The sequence below is a fragment of the Roseivirga sp. UBA838 genome (assembly GCF_002296035.1).
GTDB classification, from domain to species: Bacteria; Bacteroidota; Bacteroidia; order Cytophagales; family Cyclobacteriaceae; genus Roseivirga; species Roseivirga thermotolerans.
Window position 1 is genome coordinate 57,196 of the sequence record NZ_DBHC01000008.1, and the last position, 22,600, is coordinate 79,795.

Here is a 22,600-nt window from a genome sequence, read left to right on the forward strand (position 1 = left end):
CTCACTTTCAATTTTGAGCTTAACACACGTTAACACTGCTTAACTCAATGTTTTACAGCGTCTATCTTCATTTGTAGAGTGATAAACTCAAGTATTATGAAAAAGACTATAAAAACACTTTATCTATTTTTTGCTATGCTGTTTTTTCTGAGCACTTCTGCTTTTGCTCAGAATTTCCAGGGCTACGCCACTTATCAGTCGTCTAGAAAGATGGACGGTTTCGGGGTTAAACTGGAGGGTGCCAGCCCCGATATGGAAGCCAAGCTAAAGGAGCAATTAAAAAAGCAATTTCAGAAAGAATACGAGCTCAAGTTTAACCTGACCGAGTCGGTCTGGAAAGAAGTGGAAAGTCTGGATGGTGGACCTACTTCGGCTTCCTCTGGCGGTGTGGTGGTTCGAATTGCGGGTAACATGAGTGGGGTTACTTATAAAAACACAGCCGAAAACCTTTATTTACGGGAGTCGGAAGTATTCAATAAACCTTTTCTGGTGAACGATGAACTGGAAAGTAGGGAATGGCAAATAACCAACGAAACCAAACAAATTGGTAATTATACAGCCTACAAAGCCATTTACAACGACATTCGCGAAAGCCGCGTCATTTCTTTTAGTAGTAATTCTAACAAGCCTAAAGACGATAAATCTGAAGCCGAAATAAAAACAGATACCGTGCAGGTAGTAGCCTGGTATACCCCACAAATTCCGGTATCGCAAGGACCTGGCGACTATTGGGGCTTACCCGGGCTGATTCTGGAGCTTACCGATGGCCCAACCACCTATTTATGTACAAAAGTGGTGCTTAACCCTGAAGAAACTGTGGTTATTAAAAAGCCTTCAAAGGGCAAAAAGGTAACCCGTGCAGAGTTGCAGGCAGAAATGGACGCCAAGATGGAAGAAATGGGTACCAAGTTCAGCAATGGTAAGGGGGAAATGAAATTCAAAATAGGAGGCAACTAATTCTAACACCAAGCCCAAGTCAAAAACTTATTATATGAACAAGCTAGTCCTTTTAGTAGTGCTTTTAGTGGGAGCATTTTCAATTGCGTATGGTCAGCAAAAGGTAATTTTTAGTGGAGAGGTTCGCGATGATCAGGGGGCACCTCTGGAATTTGCCAATGTAATTGCCATTGATACCGTAAAAAAAACCATGGCGGCCTTTGCCGTAACTAACCCTCAGGGGCAGTTTAAAATCTCGCTGGAAAAAGACAGGGTGTATACCATTAAGGTAAGCTTTATAGGCTTTCTGCCATTTGAAAGAACCTATAAGGCAGAAGAAAGCAACTCTACCCCTTTTGGCATTGGCCTGACTACCGATGCCCAGCAGTTGGGCGATGTAGAGGTGGTGAGTGAAATGCCGGTGCTTATTCAGGGCGATACGATTACCTACAAAGCCGAGGTTTTTACACAAGGCAACGAACGAAAATTGGGCGATGTACTGAAAGACCTGCCGGGGTTTGAGGTAGATGCAGACGGAGGAGTAAAAGTGCAGGGTAAAAGTGTAGATAAGGTTTTGGTTGATGGCAAGGAGTTTTTTGAAGGAGACACCAAACTGGCAACCAAGAACCTACCGGCCAACGTGGTAGATCGGGTGCAGGTGCTTCAAAACTTCAATGACATAAGCCCACTGAGAGGGGTAAACAACAGCGAACAGCTTGCCCTGAACATTCAACTAAAGGAGGATAAAAAGAGTATGGTGTTTGGTGACCTGAAACTTGGTGGCGGACCTGAAGGGCGTTACCTGGCTCATGTAAACACATTTTACTACGACAAGAAAACCAATATCAACCTGATTGCCGATGCCAATAACGTGGGGATTCCGGCCTTCAGTATGAGTGACTATTTTCGGTTTTCCGGAGGACTTGGGGGCTTTTCGAGAGGTGCCGGCTCATCCATTCAAACCACATCCAATCAGCTGGGCATTCCAATGGCTGAGAGAAACAACGCCAAGTCGCTAAAAAATGAACTTGGGGCTCTCAACTACAATTTCACCCCTTCTAACAAATGGCAGATTAATGGTTTCGCCATAGGATCTCGGGTAGACAACACACTTGGGTCTATCTCACAACGCACCTATGTGCTTCAGCCGGGCAACAATACCGAATTACTAACCTCCGAACAGCAGGTAGAGAGCACTTCCGGTTTGTTCAAGTATGGAATTAAATACATGCCTAACCCCAATCTGCAGGTAGACTATAGTGGCTTTGGGCGTTTGGCGAGTATAGAAAACCTCGACTTTCAAAACTCAACTTTTGGTAATCAGTCGAACGACATTAATGGCGCCACTACACAGGAACCTTACAGCATTCAACAGCAACTTAGGGCATTTTGGGCGGCAACAAACAAAGACATATGGTCTTTTGAAGGCAGCTATTCTCATGAAATACAAGACCCTACTTACAACCTTGTAAATTCAGGACAGCCGTTTGCTTCTATTATTCCGATGACTGGCAACAGCCCTTACAACCTCACACAGCTTAGGTATGTGGCTACCAATAAGTATGAGTCTGCCCTCAATTATTACCGCATTCTCAACAAAACGAACCACGTAAACTTTAAGCTGGGTAGCAATTCAACCAGTCAAACACTCAATTCAAGCATGTACGAAACGTTGGACGATGGCACGGTAAATGAGTTTAGTCAAAGCAACCTGGTAAATCTGGTGGACTATACTTTTGAAGACTATTATCTGGGTATTCTTTACAAAACAAAGTTCGGTCCGTTAGAAATGAGCCCTTCGTTGAACTTGCACCGATACAAGGTGTGGAACAACCAAAATGATTCACAAAACGGTTTCGACAAGACTATGCTGCTCCCTGGTTTCTCTGCCCGCTATCAGTTTAGAAGTTCTCATACGCTCAACCTCAACTATGCCGTAACTGCAGAGTTTACAGATGTGCAAAATTTTGCTGAGGCTCTTGTGGTGAGAAGTTATAACTCGCTATTCCGGGGAAACACTGATCTCAAAAACAGTCTCTACCATAGCCTGAACCTTCGCTACTTCAACTTCAACATGTATAACTTCCTAAACCTGTATGGCGGGCTCAATTATTCCAAACGACTGGATGATGTGAGCAACATTGTGCAGTTTAACAACCTGGAGCGGGTAAATTCGCCCATCAACATTAATGCAGCCAACGAGGTGATGTCGGGTTATGCAAGTTTCGACAAACGACTGGATGCTTTCCGGTTCAACCTGAGCGCCAACTGGAGTAGAAGCACCAGCAATAACATTATATCTGACACCCCTAATCAAAACGTTAGCTTCAACCAAAGCTATAAGGCCACCATTACAACCACACTCTTTAAAAAGCTGTATCTCGATTTCGGATATAGCCTGGCTCTGAACAACTATGAGGCAAGGAATACCACCAGCCAGTTTGAAACCCATCAGCCATTTGGCAACCTGGAGATTGGTTTTCTTAAGGGCTTTACCCTAAATGCCAACTACGAGTACAATAGCTATGTATCTTCTACCAATCCCACTCAGACTTTCGATTTGCTCGATGCCGAATTGCGGTATAGAAAAGAGGGTTCTCCCTGGGAGTTTAAGGTGGAAGGAATGAACCTGTTGAATACCACCGGCATTCGAAGAGACTCTTTTAGCGAGAGCCTCATTAGCACCTTTGAATATTTTATTCAGAAGCGCTACTGGGTATTTAGCGTAATGTACGACTTATAGAAATGACTGTTCTTTGCGAAACAGATCTGAGCTCAGAGGTTCGCGAAGAACGGTTTAACTACCTATTAAAAAACTCGGTCATCTTAGCGATAACAAAATCCTGTCGGTCATGTTCCAGGCCAGGATAAACAGGTAGCGAAAGGGCTTGGTTCTGAAGTTTAAAGGCAACCGGAAAGTCGGTTGCTTTTGTATTTACAGTTGAGTAGGCCTTGGTAAAGGGCAGGGCCTTCGGATAGTGGATCTGAGTTTGAACACCGCAATCCTTTAAGTAAGCCTTCAAATCATCACGATGCTCTATTAACACTTGAAAGACATGGTATACATGCTCATTGTTATCGGCTTTATGGGGCAATTGTACAGCTGAAATACCTTCTAAGCCCTTAAAATAGCGCAAGGCCAGCGCATTGCGCTCCTTATTCCAACCATCAATATATTTCAATTTAATGTTCAACACTGCCGCCTGTAGGGTGTCCATGCGGCTGTTCATACCTGCAAACTCATGGTCATGTTTGTCTAAAGCCCCGTGGTTGGCCATCTTTCGGCAAGCTGTGTACAATGCCTTATCGTTTGTTACAATCGCTCCGGCATCGCCCAAAGCCCCAAGGTTCTTGGTCGGATAAAAGCTAAAGACTGCAGCATGGCCAACGGTGCCTGCCATGGCACTGTTCTGTTGGGCAAAGTGTGCCTGGGCACAGTCTTCAACCACCCAAAGTCCATGAGCCTCGGCCACCTTCATAAGAGAATCCATATTGGCCATTTGACCATAGAGGTGTACCGGCACAATGGCTTTTGTACGCGGGGTAATCTTTTCTTCGAGTTGTGCCACATCAATGCAGTAAGTTTCTGCATCAACATCCACAAACACCGGTACCGCTCCAAGGTTAGAAACCACCTCAGCATCTGAAATCCAGGTCATGGCCGGAACCAACACTTCATGCCCCTGACCAACACCCAGCATCTTGAGTACTATAAAAAGCGCGTCTGTGCAATTGCCAACGGCCAGGCAATGTTCAACCCCCAGCTTTTGAGCAAAAGCCTTTTCAAAATTGGTGACGGCACTACCATGCACAAAATACGACTCATCCATAACCTGACGATAAGCTCCGTCAAGCTCTTCCCTTAGCGAGTCATGAATGGGTTTTAAATCTAAATAGGGAACTCTCATTGCTGAAAGATAAAGAAAAATACTCCTGAGAGCAGTCTCTGCTATGGGCACTATTATTAAATTAGACATTCATTTAACACATAGTAACTATGGCTAGTCCTGAAGAAATGTTGCAAACCATGATTGCCAATATGGCTGAGAAAACCGGAAAAACACTTGAAGAGTGGAAGGCCGTGCTCCATAAAGCAGCGCTTGGCAAACATGGAGAGATAATGAAGCTTTTGAAAGGCGAGTATGGGGTGAGCCATGGTTTTGCAAACACCATTGCACAGCTTTACCTGAAGCCCGAGTTGCTAGAGAAACAAACCGCCTCTGATGATTCGCTAGACCGGGAACTTTTAAAAGGTAAAGAAGATATTGCCCCCCTCTTTTACACAGCAAAAAATTTGTTCAAAGCACTTAAGGGCGAGGTAGAGTTTGCCTACAAAAAAACCTATATCAGCCTGCGCACTCCCAAAAAGCAATTTGCTCTTCTGCAGCCAAGCACAAAAACACGCTTAGATATTGGCCTTAACCTAAAAGGGGTTGAGCCCGGAGGTAAGATTGAAGCTGCCGGAAGCTGGAATAGTATGGTCACCCACCGCATCAGAATTCAGCAGGTCGAAGACCTTGAGGGTTTGCAGGCGTGGTTTCAAAGAGCTTACGAAGCAAATCTTTAGGGGCTTGCCCGACAAATCTCCTCCCAATGCCCAACAAGTTTCAACCCATAGCATTTCAAGATTTAGACGATCTGTTTGCGTTTTTACCGGAAGAAGAGCTGAGCCTTGTCAACACCCTGAGAAACCTGGTGTATGAGTGTATTCCGGAAGTGAAAGAAAAACTAAGCTATAATGTTCCGTTCTTTAGAGCGCGAAAAACCATATGCTTTATTTGGCCGGGTTCCGTGCCATGGGGCGGCACATTCGAAGGTGTACAGTTTGGATTTGCACAGGGTCATTTACTTTCTGACCAAACCTACCTGACCTCAGGAAAACGCAAATATGTAAGAACCAGAACTTATAAAAAGCTAACTCCCGAAGATCTGGAAACCCTGAGAGGTCTGTTGTTCGAGGCTGCCGATTTAGACCGCCCAAAGTAATTAAGAACTCGTAAGCATTGCCACTCCACAAAGAGCCAATCCTTCTTTAGGAAAACCAATCTGTGGAGGGCAATATTCATTTTAGGCATTCACCGTAGCTGGTGCATATGTAGTATAGCCCTGAGCTCCCGGGGTATAAAAGGTGCTCTGATCGGGTTGTGCCAGTGGCAGGTTTTCTTTCATGCGCGTAACCAAATCAGGGTTGGCAATAAAAGGAACCCCAAAGGCTATCAGGTCGGCCTTGCCCTGCTCGATATCTTTCTGAGCAGAATCTTTTGCATAAGCTCCATTCAAAATCAGAGTCCCGGAAAACTCTCTCCTAAGCGTTTGCTTAATAGAATCCGGAACCGGAACTTGGGTCATGGCAGACATATCGGCCATATGTAAGTAGGCAATACCCATGGCGTTGAGTTGTCTGGCAATAAATTCATATTGCGCATCTATGCCTTCGAATGCTCCCATACTATTGAACACACCGTATGGAGAAATTCTCACACCCACCTTATCTTTTCCAATAGCATCAATTGTCGCTTTAGTTACCTCAAGTAAAAATCTGGACCTGTTTTCGCCACTTCCTCCATACTCATCGGTGCGCTGGTTGGATTTTGGATTTAGAAACTGGTTGATCAAATATCCGTTGGCTCCATGAAGTTCTACCCCATCAAACCCCGCCTCCACGGCCAGCCGGGCTGTTTCGGCATATTCCTTTATGGTGCTTTTTACTTCTTCCAGGGTCATTGCCTGTGGTTCAGAAATAGGCAGCATGCCCTCCCCATCCACATACATTTTGTCGAAAGGAGCTTCTACACCTATGGCCGAAGGAGCCAATACACGACCACCTTTCGGAAGATTCTTCTCATGAGAAACTCGCCCGGTATGCATTATTTGCAAGAAAATCTTGCTCCCCTTTTCATGAACGGCATCGGTAACCTGCCTCCACGAAGAAGCCTGCTCTTTGTTGTAAATAGCCGGAATTCGCGGATAACCGACACCATTGGGCGATGGAGACGCTCCTTCGGTAATTATAAGACCGGCTTCTGCGCGTTGAGCGTAATACTCAGCCATCAGCTCATTGGCCATATTGCCAATGGCTCTTGATCTGGTCATGGGAGCCATCACCACCCTGTTTTTCAGGTGCAGGGCTCCTTTTTCATACGGTTGAAATAAATTAGACATTACTTATTTGTTTGCTTTTAATTTTCTCAATCAGCCTTCACAACAACATGTACATACATATGATTTCATGAATTGGGACTTTTTTACCCCACCGCCTTTAAAGCTCCTGTAATACAGGCAGATATATCTTTACTTTTTTCTTACTCCATCAACACTCCAGCTTGCTCTCACAGAAAAGCTCTGGCTCTGGCCATTTTACCATAGGCTATCGCTAAATTGAAGTCATGTCGAACACAGGGTTAATTATTGAAGAAAGAAGCCGCGACATTGGCGACTTTATGGTTGGGAGACTTATTCCTTTTCGAAAAAAGCGTATGGTGGGGCCTTTCATATTCATCGACCATATGGGGCCTTCCCTGATTCAGGATGGTCATTATATGGATATAGGCCAACATCCACACATTGGTCTTTCTACTCTTACTTATTTACTGGAAGGTGAAATAATGCATCGTGACTCTTTAGGTACAGAGCAGTTGGTAACGGCCGGTTCAGTGGGTTGGATGACTGCCGGCCAGGACATTGTGCACACCGAGAGAAGCCCGGATCATCAGCGAAACGGTGGCACATTTCCTATTCATGGATACCAGATTTGGGTGGCTCTACCTAAAGACAAAGAACAGATAGACCCGCAATTTTCATACACGCCCGGCCATGAACTGCCCGAATGGCAAACTGATTCCCTAAGGTTTAAGCTTATTGCCGGACAAGGCTTCGGAAGGCAGTCGCCCGTTCCAGTATTCTCCTCTTTGTTTAGGCTAAAAGTAGAAGCCAGCAACGAAGCTTCTTTACAAGTTAGTGGCGAGCTTAAGGGCGAAATTGGCCTGTGTGTGGTTAGGGGGCACATTCTGGCCTGCTGAGCGTATTGAAAAAGGCAATATGTTGGTATCTAAAGAGGAAGACATGTGCCACATAACGTTCAATTATAAGAGCAGTAGCGGATTTCAAGGCGATTACTTGTCCGCCACCACCAAAGTTTATTAAATGCACAGACCTTGAATTTAGCACTTCACCCGCTATTGCTTTTATACAATGTTGTGCCTTCGTTGTTTCTTTTTCGTCCGTCTTTGTCAGCTTGGGAAGGGCATACTCTTTGGCAAGTTTTGGCTTGCGGTTGGGCATTGAGCGACTTGCCAATGTGTATGACCTTATGCGTTGGGCTATCATTTCTCTAAATATTTTGTCAAAACTGCTTTCTTTTCTTCTTCGGTGTTGGCGATGGCTTGCTCTTGCTTTCGGATTTCTTTCAAGTGTTTTTCTAAATCCTTTACCAACTTTTTTTGCTCTTCTATTGAAGGTAGTGGGATTTTGAAGTCTTCCAATTGCTGTTTGGTAATTGCTTCACGACTGGTCGCACCTTTTGCGATGTTTAAAAGCTGTAGCTTAATTCTTGGACTTACTAAAATCTGATGTAGATAGTTTGGCAAAACCTTTTTTGTCGCTCTAATAATCGCAACGTGTTGATTTACCCTTGCTGGTAAATACTTTTCTTCAACAATGCAACATCTACAAACTGATGCACCTGTAATGTTAAATAGTACATCATCTTTTTCAACTATTACATTCTTCAATTTTTTTGCTTGTTCGTCATCAATAAATGCTAAGCCATCCTCAAGCATACCATAATCATATATATTTTGGCTTCTAATTAGAGATATTCCACTTTCCTTATATGATGACTCTCCGCCTCTTGGTGTAGCTCCACTACCAATTTTTGAAGTAATTGACTTTAGTGTAACTTGGTCAGCGTCTATAGAATCAAAAAGCTTAGTAATAGCTTGTCTTTTCTCTTCAATCACCTTTTTTGCCTCGGCTTCTTTGGCTTCAATGGCTTCTGTTTCGGTGATGATTTTTTGTTGGATGGAAAGTGGTGGGACAGGGATTTTGAGTTGTTTCAAAAATTTAGAGTTCAGACTTGAACCCATTGCATTTCTGCCGTCCTTTTCAAGATTTATCAATTTGGCACTAAAAAGATGGTAAAGGTATTGGTCAGAAATGTTTTCTTTTTCGTTTTCCAATATTTCTAACCCTGCAATGGCTTCATTCGTGTACAAGTCTGCTCCTGCGATTGCCGTTTTCCCAATGGAAAGTTTAAAACTCAAAAGTGTAGTACCTGCTTTAATCAACTTTACATTAGAGTTTGCAACTCCTTCATCAGTCAACTTTTCTTTTGTGTCTGTAATAGTATTGCCGTCCATTTCGGAAATGGAAACCCATAAATGGGTGCCGTTCTCAAAATAGCTTCTTTCGCTACGGCTTGGTGTACCACCTATTTTAACATCACAAAATGAATCCATTTTTCGCATTGGAAATTTGCTTTCAAACTCAATGACTTTCCTATTCGGATTCATACTCAACCGCTTATCCAAATCAATTTTCTCAAAATTGATGCAGTCTGTGAGTCTTACCAAAGACAGGTTATCAGCAAGTGCTTCATCTACCTTTATTTTTTCATCCACAAAGTTTTTGTAGATATAGCTGTTTACTTTTTTAGGATTGAGCTGATCGGCTCGGTCAAACATCAATGTATCGCCTGTAAAGTCAATGCCTTTGTAGCCCCTGCGGTTGCTAAACTTGTAACCCAAAAACTTTTCTTGCTCTTTGTTCGTACTCCCTGTTTTTATAATAAGCATTTTTTGTGGTACGGCTTTTTTCTTGTAGTGCTTTATTTCTTTGGTGAGTTTGTTGCCGTTTTCGTCTGTCCACTCCATTTTTTCTATTTCGAAAGGTGCTTCTTCTTCGCTCAACACCAATTGCCTATGCGTGAGCAAGAAATAGAAAAACTTCTCGGTTTCAATTTCCAACACCAAATCAAAGAACATGGATTTTAGTTTGGCTTCTTGGTCTGCTTTCGGAAGGTCTGTAAAACTTTTTCTTTTTTTCAGATTTACCACTTCCGTTAAACCGTCAAACCAACTTTTATAGCTTTTGTAAAATTCGGTCTGCTTAATTGTTTCATTTGGATTTCTGGCAATGAATGTTTTGTAGTCATTCATTTCCAATTCCAACTGAGCCACGTAATTCTCAAAAAGTTCTTCGGAATTTAAAAAGTCACCTTCACGCTCTTTGTTTTCTGAGATGAAGTCTTCGGCTATGTATTGGCAGTTGGTTACAAAATCTTCATTTCGTTTTTTAAGGAATAGCGTTACGGTGTTGGTACTGGTTGCACCAAAGGTATTTCCCCCAAATTCTACGATGGCTTTTATTTCAAAATGCTTTAAAATAATTTCTCTTGCTTTGGTATAAGCCCCTGCATTGCTCAAAATTGAACTTGGCAAAATAATACCTGCCATTCCTCCTGGGCGAAGCAATTGTTTCATTCGTTCAATGAAGAAAACTTCAATGTCGTCAGAGTCTGGCGTAACGTGTTCCCACATCTCAAAATCGTGTGGGTTTACGTTCAGGTGCTTTTTGAAGTCTTTTATGGTATAGGGTGGGTTGGCAATAAGCACATCAAAAGTACCGTCTTTTGCCAAACGTGGATGTTTTTCAAGACCGTCACCAAAAATGATGTTTGCATCACCATCACCGTGCATAAAACAAGCTACCTGACTGGTTCTTGCCAATCGGTAATCCTTTTCTATGCCAAAGATATATTCGCCTGCCCAACGCATGTCTTGTTTGTATCGCTTCAACTCTTTTAGAGCAAATTCAACTTTATCTGAATCGGGCAGGTTTTTTATATCATCTTCTGAAATTTCTTTAACCAAGTCAGCAATTTCTTCAATGGCTTCTGTCAAAAAGTGTCCACTACCACAAGCAAAATCAATCACTTTAGGCAAGAAGAGTTTATCGCCTTTCTTCAATTTTTCCCGAACGATTGATTTTAATGGAATGGACGAAATGATAAATCGTGCAATGGGTGTTGGCGTGAAAAATTGACCTTCAGATTGTTTGTAACCACTTTCGAGCATTAGCTCAAAAAAGTCGCCCAAGAACTGGGCTTTTTGGTCGTATTTAAAGCGGTATTTTTGGAATAGTCGTACTACTTCTTCCAATACTTTGGCGTTCTCCTCAAATAACTTTTTGTTGTAAACCTCCTTGAAGGCAAATTCATTATTTTGGTAAAACTTCAACTCTTTGTAAATGCGGTAGAGTGTTTCTTTTGCTGTTTGTCTTGGGAAGTTGGCAATCTGAGCTTCAATATCTTCTAATTTGTAGTCGATTACTTCTTCGTCCAAATAATCTCGCATTGCTTTAGAGTATAGCGATTGCAAACGCTCCAAAAGTGTTTCTGCATCATCAATACCCTCTTTGATTTGAAAATCGGTGATAGCTTCCTCGCCTTTGTTTTCGTCAACGATTTTGGCAAGAATGAGCGAAATTATTCTGTTAAAAGCATTGGAGCGGTCTGAAATGTTATTGTGTCTAAGAATTTCCTCAAACTGATTGAACACCTTGCCTTTGTCGTCTTTCCCAAAATCTTTTAGGTCAGCAATTTTGATTGGGATATAACCTGGGTTGTATGGTTCAATTTCAGGCTCGAAAAGACCTGAATTAAGGAAAGTCTGTTTGCCTTTGGTTTTGTGTTTCCATACTTCAAGCATTTCCTTAATGGTTTTTGCTTGGTCGTATGTGATGAGTTTTTCGGTTTCTTGCTGATTTACTTTTTCTTCTGTGCTATCTTCAACTTTGATTAAGGCGTTAGCCATTTCAATTTTTCCATTGTGTTCTCTTGAAGCATACAGGCACAAATAACGAGTGTTTTTATCTTGCTGGTAGTAAGAAAAAAGCTGACCTCCGTTGGATTTCATATTATCCAACTCTTTTTCGTATTCTTTACCCCAAGTTTTACATTCAATTATTAAAAGTGTTTTACCGTCTTTTCCTTTAACGGTGATGTCAGCTTTCCCACTTTTGGCTGTTCTTCCAAGTTTCCATTTCTTTTCAAGGGTCAGGTCGGCAGGCTTATATCCCTTTTCTAAAAGTCGGTCAACGCACTCAAGAACTACAATATTTTCGGGGTTCTCCAAATGAGAAGTGGTGTCGTCACCTTTTTTAATTTCAAGTCCAAAATCAATCCGCTTCTTGGTGAAGTCCACAGACATTTGGTATTTAATCTTGTCGTAGGTTTTTGAATAAACCTTTGCATCCTTTGGATTTGACGTAAATCCAAAAGCCTCAATTGTCGTTATGATTTGCTTTTCTGTCATTTGCCCTTTGAATATTTTGCTTGTTCTTCGGCTACTTTTAAAGCGTCCAAACCTTGGTTTTCATCTTTAATCAAGTCATAGACTTTGTTAGCCAACCATAAGGTTTCCAAGTCGGAATGTGCTACATTGAAAAGTTCACTCAGTTTTTTGAGGTCTTCTCGCTTTAGTAACTTTTGGTCATTTTCAACTTTACTTAGAAAGCCTTCTCCAATGTCAAGTTTTGCAGCGAGTTCTCGCTGTTTCATTCCTGACTCTTCTCTGAGTTGTCTAATTCTTTGCCCTATTGTCATTGACTCAATCTATACTTGTCCAAATTTGGTCAAATTTAAAAATATTTTTTCAAATTGTCAGTCGTGCGGTGGAAAAAATGGCTCTTTTGGTTTTTCAGTATTGGGCTGTGTTTTGGCAAAAACCAAATGTGCCATTTGTGCGGTGGGGTTTTCACAATGAGGCACAAAGACTACATCCCTTTGCCGGAATAATGTACTCAATCAGACGCATTATATACCGTTCCGTTGGTTGCCTAAAGGTTCTCCAGATCAATTGATTGATATTCGGCTTATGAAAGATTTTAGCCTGGTAATTGAAGAACTACAGGTTCGAGCAGAAGGAACCAATAACCCTCACCTTAAAGAAGCGCTTGAGAAAGTGATTGCTCTGCTAAAACATCTGGATCAACGGGGGCTAGCTCCACAAGCATTCAGTAATGAACTAGCTACTTTGAAGAAACAACTCGCTGGCGACACCAAACCTTCACAAATCAGAGCATTTTATAATATGCTCACTGACCGTTTGCGAAAAAAACATGGCCTCACCGTACCGCACTTTTACAGAAACCTGTGGATGGGTATTGGAATGGGTGTATTCGGTGTTCCCTTGGGCACAGTCTTCTCTTCCCTACTCAATAATTTCGCATTCGTTGGAATAGGTATACCTGTTGGCATGAGCATAGGCATGGCCATTGGTATACAAAAAGATCATCAGGCTTTGGCCGAAGGTCGCCAATTGAACATTTAGCCTGGTGTGGGCATATTGTAGTAGAAGCGCTCATGCACCACCAGGTTATTTTTCCACTGCTTTACAGAGACCTGCTCCATCTTTATTCTGTTCCCGTCCATGAAGGTCACATCTATCCAAGTTTCTGTAGCGGTTTGCCCGGTTTCTTCGTTAGCGGTCAGTGCACCTACTCCACCACCATGTACTTCTTTTATCATGGCTAAAAACTGTTCTTGTCTCTTTCTGTTGGCAGCTTTGCCTTTAAATACATCGCCATTGCCCTCATGCATGACCACTTCTTCGGCATAAAACTTATCGAAAGCTTCAATTAGCTGGCCTCCTCCGGCCATTTGCTGTAAGTCTTGCTCTAATTGTAAAACACTCATGGTTATATTTTTTAATTTTCAAGGGCCATTCTCCTGGCTCGTAAAATCACCTACTCTCAATAAGTCAGAACCAGTTCACAGAAGAAAAGACCCTCACGGTTGTAACCGGTCATTTGCGCTCATACAAAAAGTAAGATCCGTTGTGGTAAGTTAAGCAATTAACATCAGCTGCTAAGCTTTTATTCTGCTTTTGAAATTTCTTTAGGCGAAGCGCATGGAACTGATACAGGGGTAAGTATAGATTATGCACCTCACCACCATGCAGAAATAACTCATTAATTGGAACCCAAGACCACATAAAGATTCAAAGGTTTGTAGCTTCTATACAGAGAGCTTCTGTTGAAATGTAAAGGCAATAAAAAAGCCCCTTTCGGGGCTCCTTTATTTACCTTTTCGGTAATAATCCACAATTATATCTCTCACTGAAACGCGCTGGTGATTGAAACTTTGTGAACTTCTTTCTTGATGCAAGCCTGCACCCGTTTTAACCTTGTTGGCGTTAGACTCGCTCATTTGACTAGACTTTAATACCTCCATTAGTTTACCTTACTTACAAAATTCTAAACTGCCCGTCAGGCTGAATCTCCATTTCCGATTGCAATATTATGCAATCGTTTGCATTATCCAAAAAAGCTTAGGCCCTTTTTTACAATTATTTAATGGAGAAAATCGGGGCTTAACAACAATTATACACCGCAGGTCAAGCACACCCTACTTTTGGCACTTACTCTTCTTCATTGCCTTGTCCAAAGCTGATCCTAAAACCATTGAGATCATATAAATCAAAATCGGTCATTCCATAGTCAGCCTTCACCAGCTCACTCACTTTCAGTCCTTTTGACTTGAACTCCCGGTAGAGCGATTCGACATTGCGAACAAAGACATAAAGCGTGGGGTGTACCCGCTGCAACTGAAAGTCTGTTGGTGCCTCCGAAAAATGAATAACCAGTTGGTCTCTTTTAAGAATAGCATAGGTAACCGGGGTTTCCCAGGTGAACTCCACTGTAAACCTCAATTTATCTTCATACCAGGCAATGGTTTCTTCTATATTGGTTACGGGCACCACAGGCGCAAAATGATCCAGAAAAGGTTTATCCGGCTTCATTTGATTGCTGTTTTAAATAGGCCATTATAATATCTCGCACATCGTTCTTTATCTGGCCAAAAGCCTCCGGGTTACTAGCCGTATCTTCATAGTTTTTGAGAAACTCGAGGTTGGCTTCTCCGCCACCCATTACAAATTGAGGTAGCGCTAACACATATTGCCTGGCCGGGTTTAGGGGCTCTCCTTTAATGTACCATTTACCTTCTCTCTTTTCTGCATTGGCCAACTGCAGGTAACCTCCCAAACCCACATTGGTTACGGTGCCTGTTTCAAGCACTCGCTCAATCACAGAGCCATTGAGTTTTACCAGCGATATTCCTCCTCCAAAAGGGAAGGAACGCAGGATATCGTACTCTGTTATGATACCTGTAAGTTGGTCGTCTAACCGAATGGAACCGGAGTTAAGAATGGCCAAATCGGCTTCCGGGGCAACATATAAAAAGGATTGGGCTGTTAGTATAGGATAGTTAGTAGGGCGGTATCGAATACTGCTTTCTCGGCCATCGAGTGTATCGGTCGTGGTCATTACCACCGCATCGGGAGTATAGCCCATGCCGGCCATACTTTCATTGCCAATAGCCACCCATTTGTCTACTACCGCCTTCACTTCCGGATCTTCCTCCACGGAATCATCAATAGTTACCAGTTCCGACAGAATGTCGGTTACTTTAGTGGCCTTATTGTAAGTGATTCGGTGCACGTATACGGTTTTAGCATTGGCATCGGCCTTGGTCAAAATGGTATTACCTATAACATACTTCATATTGGTATGATCGTGCCCTCCTAAAATGAGGTCTAACTCAGGCACAAAATACCTGGCCAATGAGTCATCCATTTCTTCTTCCAGATGTGTAATAGCCACCAGCACTTCTGCCTGATCCTTCACTTTTTCATACGTGGATTTTACCGACTCGTATTTATCGGTATACCCCACATAAGAGGCTTTATTGAACGGTACCGTTGACCCAAAAAAAGCCACATCAACTCCATTTATACTGTACATGACATGGTCAGGAAATGGCTGTCCTTTTTGCTTCCAGTCAGTAAGCTTTCCGTCTACTCTATGAAAACAATTGGTGGTGGTCCATTGAAAGTCCGATTCGGCAATTCTTTTTAGGTGTTCTCCTTCCTTAATGTCGTATTCATGGTTGCCGGGCACCACAATATCTACTCCCACAGCATTCATTACTTCCACCATGTGTCTGCCGGCAATTTTCTCCCCCTCATAGGTAAGCGTACCCAACAACGATGGACTCACAAAATCGCCAGAAAGGGTTGTAATTACGTGTGGATTCTCCTGAAGGAGCTGCTTCTTAATGGTAGCCACCCGAGCCATGCCTGCCGATTTACCACCTTCAATAGGTGCTATTTCATAGACATCGTTCATTTGGAGAATAATAAACTCAACCGTTTCACTCTTCTCACAAGAATGAAAGATAAGAGCCAGAAGGGATAAAAGGAGTAACTTTTTCATGACGCTGTGTTTACCGCCAAAAGTTACGCTTTTGTGTTGTGTAAAAAAACCAAATGCGCCTTGCCTAGTGGGCACATTTGGCTAATTCAACCCTTGCTACCAATTAAAGATTACTTGATTAAACTCAGCACAGGCAATAAACAGGCATATTTTACCTCGTGCTACAACACGTCTTCTGTTAAAGTCTGCGCATACCTCGATAGAAACTTTAATACCATTCTCATCATATCCCCAGCCTACACATGGTTTCGTTTTCAAAAGGGTAGCACTACCTACTTTTACCCCATATATAAAAAAGTAGGCTCTGATTCTATCGGCCTCCTGACGGAGACAAATTCCCAAAGGCCCATAGGACCAGCAACTTTGCAGCTCAAAATCCGCGTAGTTATCAGCATCTAAACTGAAATCGGGTACCTGAGACAGATAGTTTACCTCATCCTTGCTTAGATCTGGCAAACGCTTAAAATAGAATTCTTCTTTCATGATTATAAATGTTTGATTTGACAACTTGAATCAAACATCACTCATGTTCAGCAGGGCTTCAATACCTCCCAAGGGGTAAGATTCCTATCTTTCTAAGTAATCTGATCAACGGTCAGCCTTAGCACGACCCTGGAATACACTCATGCTTTTCTGGGAAAGAATTAGTACTTTCATAAACATTCCGGCAAACACCCTCTCACCAAGAATACTCCCTGATAGGTATTGATCAGCGCACTTATGCAACTCAACTTGACACACAAACCAAACCAACCATACCATGAACATTTACAAGACCTTAACCTTCGTGTTTGCCACTCTCCTGGCGCTGGCGGTTATCAGAATACTGGTACCTACAGAAGATGATAAGTTTCTCGATAAGCTTAGTGCCACGCCAAGTCTTCAGCAAAAATTTCAAGGCAGCAGAATCGACCCCGAGGGTACCGGATCACTTATTTCGCTAAAGGAAGCTCAAGACAAAATGAAAGTGTTCAATCGGGAAAACCGAAGAAGCAGCACCGCTGACTCCTTACGAATCACCCCTTTTGCTTTCGCCTTTGGATCGGCTCACTTCGACACGTTGTTTTCTCGAATTAAAAGAATAAATGAAGACATTGGAGATGACCCTGAAGAGAGGGTACAGGGATTGAGAATTTACTTAACCTGGAACATCAAAAATACTCCAGGCCATATAGATCTGCTGGCCGTACCCGTAAGAGGCAATGGAAAAGACTTTGTTCAGGTTAACCCTCCCAACTTTTTGGAAGAAGAAGTGGTACTCAACACCTCCGCCCCCTGTCCTAACAATTGTGACCCAGGTAAATAATAATGAATAACTGGGACTACATATTTATTTACTCATCTGTGTTTTCTCCACTTATTCCCATTGGTATTTACCTTACTCAAAAGCATAATGACCGGTTCAGAGTCATTATGCTCTTTGTATTAGTCTCCTTTGCCTCAGACTTACTCTCTATTTATGTGGTAAAGGGCTCTAATTACCTCTTTCTTCATGCCTATGGTTTAGTGGAAGCCATGCTCCTGTTTCTCTTTTTCTACAAAGTACTGGAAAACAGAAGGTGGATTCCCTTCTTGGCTGTATGCTACGGCATTTACTATACCATTAACTCACTGCTTTTTGAAATGGGCATGTTCAATACCATTGGCAGATCTATTGAATGTCTGCTTATTATCTTTCTATGTCTTCGTCTTTTCTATCAGTTTTTTCACAACGAAGAAGACCTGTTTTTGGAAAAATCGCCCTTGTTTTGGATCACAGTAGGTCTTCTCACCTACTTCTCAGGTGCTTTTCTCACCTTTGTGTTTAGTCGGTACATCCTGGTCGATGAGCCTCTGTGGATTCTCCATAACATCTCCAATGTGCTCAAAAACACCTTTATTGCTATTGGCCTATGGAAAATGACACTCAAATAAACTACCAAGCATTTCTAATTCTGGGCACCATAGGCATGTTGCTGCTGGCTTTTGGAGTCACTTTTTTTATTTACTTCTACCAAAGAAAACTCCTCAAGAAAAAAATTGCTTTTCAGGAAATTGAAGACCTTCTGAAACAGCAAGAATTGCACTCGGCCTATACACTATTGAAAGGGCAAGACATGGAGCGTAAGCGTATTTCTCAAGAGTTGCATGACAATCTGGGCAGTCAATTGGTTACTCTAAAAATGTATGCCGACTCTGCAGTTTCAGCTCCATCGACCAACCAAAAAAATGAATTTCTAAGCAAAATAAGTCAACTGGTTGAACAGGCCAGCAATGAAACACGCAAGCTTTCACACGAGTTAGATTCTGTAGCCTTGAAACACTTTGGCCTTGAAACGGCCATTGCCGACCTAAAATCCACCATAGAGTCGCTTAAGAAAATAAAAATAACCACCTCAGTAATTCTTGAAGACAACCTATCGAGCAATATGGCTTACCAGCTCTACAGAGTAATTCAGGAATTGGTGAATAACACTCTTAAGCATGCTTATGCCGGGCAAATCAGCATAGACATTCACCAAGACGAAAGGCAGCACCTTCACCTTATATATAAAGACAATGGTGTGGGCTTTGACATTGGAAAGGCCAAAAAAGGGATGGGGTTATTGAATATACGATCGAGAATAAACGAACTCTCCGGAGAACTGTACATTCTATCCAATTCCGGAGGAACTTCTATCACCATTGAAATTCCGCTCTATGAAAATTAAAGTATTATTGGCCGATGATCATGCCATTGTTATCGAAGGCCTGAAGGCTGTACTATCGGCACACCCCGAAATTGATGTTTGCGGAGAAGCACACAACGGAAAGGAGGTTCTGGACTTTCTGGATACTCACTATGCCGATGTGGTTGTTTTAGACATTAACATGCCTATAATGGATGGGCTAACCTGTGCCCGAAAAATCAGACAGAAGCATCAACGTGTTAAAATTATAGTGCTCACCATGTATGCTCAGAAGTCTTTTATTGAAGAAATGCTCAGAATTGGCATAGATGGTTCTTTATTAAAAAGCAATACAGGGCAGGAACTAAAAGAGGCTATCTATCGGGTGCATAGTGGAAAATCGTACTACGATATGGTTCACACCTTTGATGATGCAAGCAATACCGTAAGCCAATACAAACTAGGCGACCGCGAAATAGAAATTATTAAACTCTTGGCCGAGGGGCTCACCAGCACTGAAATTGCCGATAAACTCTTTATTGCCGAAAGCACGGTGAAAACCCACCGTAGAAACATTCTTAGAAAAACAGAGTTACACAACACCTCACAACTCATACAATTTGCTCTCAATCAAGGCATTATATAGGATTTAAAGCACCCATTGTGGCATGCCGGGGCTCCTCTGCCACTCGCGGATCATGAATATACCGGAGCTTTCGCATAGAAATAACCTCCAGGCTCAAAAAGTCAAATTCTTCCACAATTTTACCTTCAATAGCATAAATACCCTTTCCCCGAAACGGATACCTTGCTGCAACAGGCGGAAAGTGCGTGCTGTCTATAAAGTGGCCCTCACGGTCTATCCAGGTACCAAACTGCATACGCTTGCCACCTGAAGTATTGGTGTTCTTTATGTGCACCAGATACCCCACCATAGTAACTACCTTATTCTTAAACCGCTCCATTTGGCTAACCAAAACCTCTTGTGCCGGCAACTCCTGAAGCAAATCGAAAGGATTACACAACGGAAAACCCAAAAGGTCAATCTGATCAAAAGCATCTTCCAGCCTATCATAGCTTAGAGGAGGTATGCTAAAACGCTTTACTTTGGGGTCGAAAAGCATTTTTACCGGCCGGGTCTTCTTTGCATGACTAAGCTGAAAATGTGCTTCCCACAACAACTCTTTCTTCGACCGTCCGGTAAATCTAAATGCATCAATTCTCACCAAAAGGGTCACTTGTTCCAGAGAAATAGATACCCGCTTCAAAAAATTATCAAAGCTCATAAAAACCCCATTGGCTGTTCTTTCTTCCAAAATGGCCGCTACAGTAGTTTTATCTAAATCGCCAATAAAACCGAGGCCTATGAAAATACTACGCCCATAAATGACACAAAGCTCTTCACTCAAATTTACACAAGGAGGCTGCACATCGCCCCCATGCATATAGGCCTCATGCGCATATAGCTCTACACTATAAAACCCGCCACCATTATTCATAGTAGCTACCATATACTCCAACGGATAGTGTGCCTTTAGGTACAAACTCTGATAACTCTCTACGGCATAGCTGGCCGAGTGCCCTTTGGCAAAAGCATAACCGGCAAAACTTTCTATTTGACGCCATACATCAGCCGCCAATTCATACGAGTGCCCCTTTTCTTTGCACTTCTCAAAGTATTTATCCCGTACTTTCTGAAACTCCTCTCTGGAACGATACTTACCTGACATACCTCTGCGTAGCACATCAGCCTCTGCCAGGCTCAATCCGGCAAAATAGTGCGCCACTTTAATCACATCTTCCTGGTACACCATTACCCCATAAGTATCGGGCATAATCTCACGCAGAATAGGGTGCGCCTCCTTTCTTCTCTCCGGCTCACGAAACCTCAGAATATATTGCCGCATCATACCTGATCTGGCTACCCCGGGCCGAATGACAGAACTGGCAGCAACCAGACCCAGGTATTCATCTACCCTCAGCTTCTTGAGCAACATGCGCATAGCCGGAGACTCCACATAAAAACAACCTATAGCCTTGCCCTCGCGCAGCAAATTCTTTACACGTTCGTCCTTCTTGAAGCAAGCAATATCATGAATATCAATTGGAGGCCTGTCGGGGTGGTTTCTACGAATAACTTCCAGGCTATCACGAATTTTGCCCAGTCCCCGCTGGCTAAGGATATCAAACTTATATAGCCCAATGTCTTCGGCCACAACCATATCGAAATGAGTTGTAGGAAAACCCTTGGGAGGCAAATCGGTTGCCGTGTAGTAATGAATAGGCCTTTCAGCAATGAGAATTCCTCCGGCATGTATACTCAAATGACTCGGAAAACCTTCAATATAATGCCCGTAGCGCAGCACCAACTGCTGAGTATGATCCAACTTCCGAAGCTCAGCCTTTTGAATATATTCTATCTCATGGGGAGGAAGCCCCAGCACCTTGCCCAACTCCCTAACCACCGCTCTAAACTGAAAAGTACTATAAGTAGCCAACAGAGCCACATTCCCTCCCTCTCCATGCTGAAATTCTCTGAAAATAAACTCTGTAATATCTTCTCTATCCTTCCATGAAAAATCAATATCGAAATCAGGAGGATTTTGACGATAGAGATTAATAAATCTCTCAAAATACAAGTCCAGCTCAATAGGATCTACATCTGTAATTCGCAACAAATAAGCCACTACACTATTGGCTCCACTACCCCTTCCCACATAATAATATCCCTTCTCCCTGGCATACTTACACAGCTTCCAGTTAATAAGAAAATAAGACATAAACCCTTGTTGTTTTATTACATCCAACTCTGTTTTTACTCTTTGCTTTATTTTCTGAGAAGGATTGGGATAGCGATAATAGAGCCCTTCCTCACAAAGCCTTTCCAACATGGCATAGTCTTGCTCAGGGGTTTCGCAAAAACAACGAAGATTCTTATTCAGGTTCTCTCCCTCAAAATCGAAGTGTATCTCACAAATACTTAAAAGCTTCTCCGCATTTTCTATCAGGTAGAGATGGTTGCCATATAACCGTCTTAGCTCTTCGGCCGGATAAATAAAATCGCCAGGGTATGCCTCTTCAGAGCGCGGCAATCTGCTCAACAACATGTTATTGGCAATGGCTCTTAACAACCGGTGAGCATTGAAATCGCGCTTTAATACCTCCCGCTCTCCGGTTTTGGTATTTACACTACTTCTAAAAGTGGCCGTTGGCATAGCCACCATCTTTTCTTTGTCAATTGCATGAGGAGGATAAACCAACCTTGGTAAATCTTTGGGCTTTACCCCCACATATTCATAATCATTGAGATTAAAGCCTGTATATTTTTCGAAAGGGTATATAACCAACGCCTGATTAAAACGAGGGGCACGGTACGGAATCTTTTCTCTGGAGTGCAAATATTTTGAGAGGTAATCATTGAGCTCTCTAAAGCCCTCATTATTTCGGGCAATAGCCACATACAATTGATCAGCTCCATTTCTAAAGTCTATACCTAAAATAGGTTTAACACCATAGCGAGGAGCCAAACGTACAAAATTGAGGGAGGCCGCAGTACTATTAATATCGGTAAGAGCCATACTCTTTACCCCAGCCTGTTGCATCAGCTCCAATAAATTGGCCGTTCGTATAGTACCATACTTAAAGCTAAAATATGAATGACAGTTAATGTACATATTGCCATGTGCAACCGCGATAGAAAACGCTCATCCATTCACTGGACCATAAGAACAAAGCTAATAAAA

General features: G+C 42.4%; 19 protein-coding genes. 10 read left to right on the plus strand and 9 right to left on the minus strand.

Annotation, left to right across the window (positions count from 1 at the left end; all coding sequences use genetic code 11):
- Positions 1-96: 96 nt before the first annotated feature.
- The gene (locus B3O12_RS02140; protein ID WP_189631480.1) at positions 97-957 is read left to right on the plus strand and encodes a GLPGLI family protein; all 861 of its coding nucleotides are present in this window, start codon (positions 97-99) and stop codon (positions 955-957) included.
- A 34-nt stretch (positions 958-991) separates the two neighbouring features.
- On the plus strand, positions 992-3,679 hold the full coding sequence (locus B3O12_RS02145; RefSeq protein ID WP_286755120.1) for a carboxypeptidase-like regulatory domain-containing protein: 2,688 nt from the start codon (positions 992-994) through the stop codon (positions 3,677-3,679).
- 58 nt (positions 3,680-3,737) lie between these two features.
- Here the strand turns inward: B3O12_RS02145 and B3O12_RS02150 are convergent, their stop codons facing one another.
- Positions 3,738-4,913 (minus strand): DegT/DnrJ/EryC1/StrS family aminotransferase, encoded by a 1,176-nt coding sequence (locus B3O12_RS02150; protein WP_286755121.1) that lies wholly within the window; start codon positions 4,911-4,913, stop codon positions 3,738-3,740.
- A 20-nt stretch (positions 4,914-4,933) separates the two neighbouring features.
- Here B3O12_RS02150 and B3O12_RS02155 point away from each other — a divergent pair, with 20 nt between their 5' ends.
- Positions 4,934-5,503 carry a DUF4287 domain-containing protein gene (locus B3O12_RS02155; protein ID WP_286755122.1) on the plus strand — a complete coding sequence of 190 codons (570 nt, stop codon included), beginning with the start codon at positions 4,934-4,936 and terminating at the stop codon, positions 5,501-5,503.
- 26 nt (positions 5,504-5,529) lie between these two features.
- Positions 5,530-5,922: a DUF1801 domain-containing protein gene (locus B3O12_RS02160; protein WP_286755123.1), complete on the plus strand. Its 393-nt coding sequence runs from the start codon at positions 5,530-5,532 to the stop codon at positions 5,920-5,922.
- 81 nt (positions 5,923-6,003) lie between these two features.
- Here B3O12_RS02160 and B3O12_RS02165 read toward each other — a convergent pair whose 3' ends face one another.
- The gene (locus B3O12_RS02165) at positions 6,004-7,098 is read right to left on the minus strand and encodes an alkene reductase (RefSeq protein ID WP_286742557.1); all 1,095 of its coding nucleotides are present in this window, start codon (positions 7,096-7,098) and stop codon (positions 6,004-6,006) included.
- A gap of 224 nt (positions 7,099-7,322) precedes the next feature.
- On the opposite strand from B3O12_RS02165, the gene B3O12_RS02170 reads away from it, so the two are divergent.
- Complete coding sequence (locus tag B3O12_RS02170) at positions 7,323-7,955, plus strand: pirin family protein (protein WP_286755124.1); 633 nt, start codon at positions 7,323-7,325, stop codon at positions 7,953-7,955.
- 303 nt (positions 7,956-8,258) lie between these two features.
- On the opposite strand, the gene B3O12_RS02175 is transcribed toward B3O12_RS02170, so the two are convergent.
- Positions 8,259-12,248 carry an N-6 DNA methylase gene (locus B3O12_RS02175; protein ID WP_286755125.1) on the minus strand — a complete coding sequence of 1,330 codons (3,990 nt, stop codon included), beginning with the start codon at positions 12,246-12,248 and terminating at the stop codon, positions 8,259-8,261.
- Positions 12,245-12,538, minus strand: a complete 294-nt coding sequence (locus tag B3O12_RS02180; protein ID WP_286755126.1) for a helix-turn-helix domain-containing protein — start codon at positions 12,536-12,538, stop codon at positions 12,245-12,247. The genes B3O12_RS02175 and B3O12_RS02180 overlap by 4 nt, the downstream gene beginning before the upstream one ends.
- A 271-nt stretch (positions 12,539-12,809) precedes the next feature.
- On the opposite strand from B3O12_RS02180, the gene B3O12_RS02185 reads away from it, so the two are divergent.
- On the plus strand, positions 12,810-13,265 hold the full coding sequence (locus B3O12_RS02185; protein WP_189631486.1) for a hypothetical protein: 456 nt from the start codon (positions 12,810-12,812) through the stop codon (positions 13,263-13,265).
- Here B3O12_RS02185 and B3O12_RS02190 read toward each other — a convergent pair.
- From B3O12_RS02190 to B3O12_RS02205, 4 genes are all read right to left on the minus strand, one after another.
- Positions 13,262-13,630, minus strand: a complete 369-nt coding sequence (locus B3O12_RS02190) for a SnoaL-like domain-containing protein (RefSeq protein ID WP_286755127.1) — start codon at positions 13,628-13,630, stop codon at positions 13,262-13,264. The genes B3O12_RS02185 and B3O12_RS02190 overlap by 4 nt on opposite strands.
- A 724-nt stretch (positions 13,631-14,354) precedes the next feature.
- A complete protein-coding gene (locus B3O12_RS02195) occupies positions 14,355-14,735 on the minus strand; it encodes a VOC family protein (RefSeq protein WP_189631488.1) in 381 nt (126 codons plus the stop codon).
- Complete coding sequence (locus B3O12_RS02200; RefSeq protein ID WP_286755129.1) at positions 14,722-16,209, minus strand: bifunctional metallophosphatase/5'-nucleotidase; 1,488 nt, start codon at positions 16,207-16,209, stop codon at positions 14,722-14,724. The genes B3O12_RS02195 and B3O12_RS02200 overlap by 14 nt, the downstream gene beginning before the upstream one ends.
- Before the next feature lie 96 nt (positions 16,210-16,305).
- Entirely contained in the window at positions 16,306-16,692 is a 387-nt protein-coding gene (locus B3O12_RS02205) for a hypothetical protein (protein ID WP_189631490.1), read from the minus strand.
- Between the two features lie 277 nt (positions 16,693-16,969).
- Here B3O12_RS02205 and B3O12_RS02210 point away from each other — a divergent pair, with 277 nt between their 5' ends.
- From B3O12_RS02210 to B3O12_RS02225, 4 genes are read left to right on the plus strand one after another with little or no spacing between them, the layout of a single operon-like run.
- Positions 16,970-17,515, plus strand: coding sequence for a hypothetical protein (locus B3O12_RS02210; protein ID WP_189631491.1), 546 nt, complete (start codon positions 16,970-16,972; stop codon positions 17,513-17,515).
- A gap of 2 nt (positions 17,516-17,517) precedes the next feature.
- Complete coding sequence (locus B3O12_RS02215; protein WP_286755130.1) at positions 17,518-18,123, plus strand: hypothetical protein; 606 nt, start codon at positions 17,518-17,520, stop codon at positions 18,121-18,123.
- Entirely contained in the window at positions 18,102-18,899 is a 798-nt protein-coding gene (locus B3O12_RS02220; RefSeq protein WP_189631493.1) for a sensor histidine kinase, read from the plus strand. The genes B3O12_RS02215 and B3O12_RS02220 overlap by 22 nt, the downstream gene beginning before the upstream one ends.
- A complete protein-coding gene (locus B3O12_RS02225) occupies positions 18,889-19,503 on the plus strand; it encodes a response regulator (RefSeq protein WP_286755131.1) in 615 nt (204 codons plus the stop codon). The genes B3O12_RS02220 and B3O12_RS02225 overlap by 11 nt, the downstream gene beginning before the upstream one ends.
- Here the strand turns inward: B3O12_RS02225 and B3O12_RS02230 are convergent.
- Complete coding sequence (locus B3O12_RS02230; protein WP_286755132.1) at positions 19,496-22,531, minus strand: DNA polymerase III subunit alpha; 3,036 nt, start codon at positions 22,529-22,531, stop codon at positions 19,496-19,498. The genes B3O12_RS02225 and B3O12_RS02230 overlap by 8 nt on opposite strands.
- Positions 22,532-22,600: the final 69 nt, after the last annotated feature.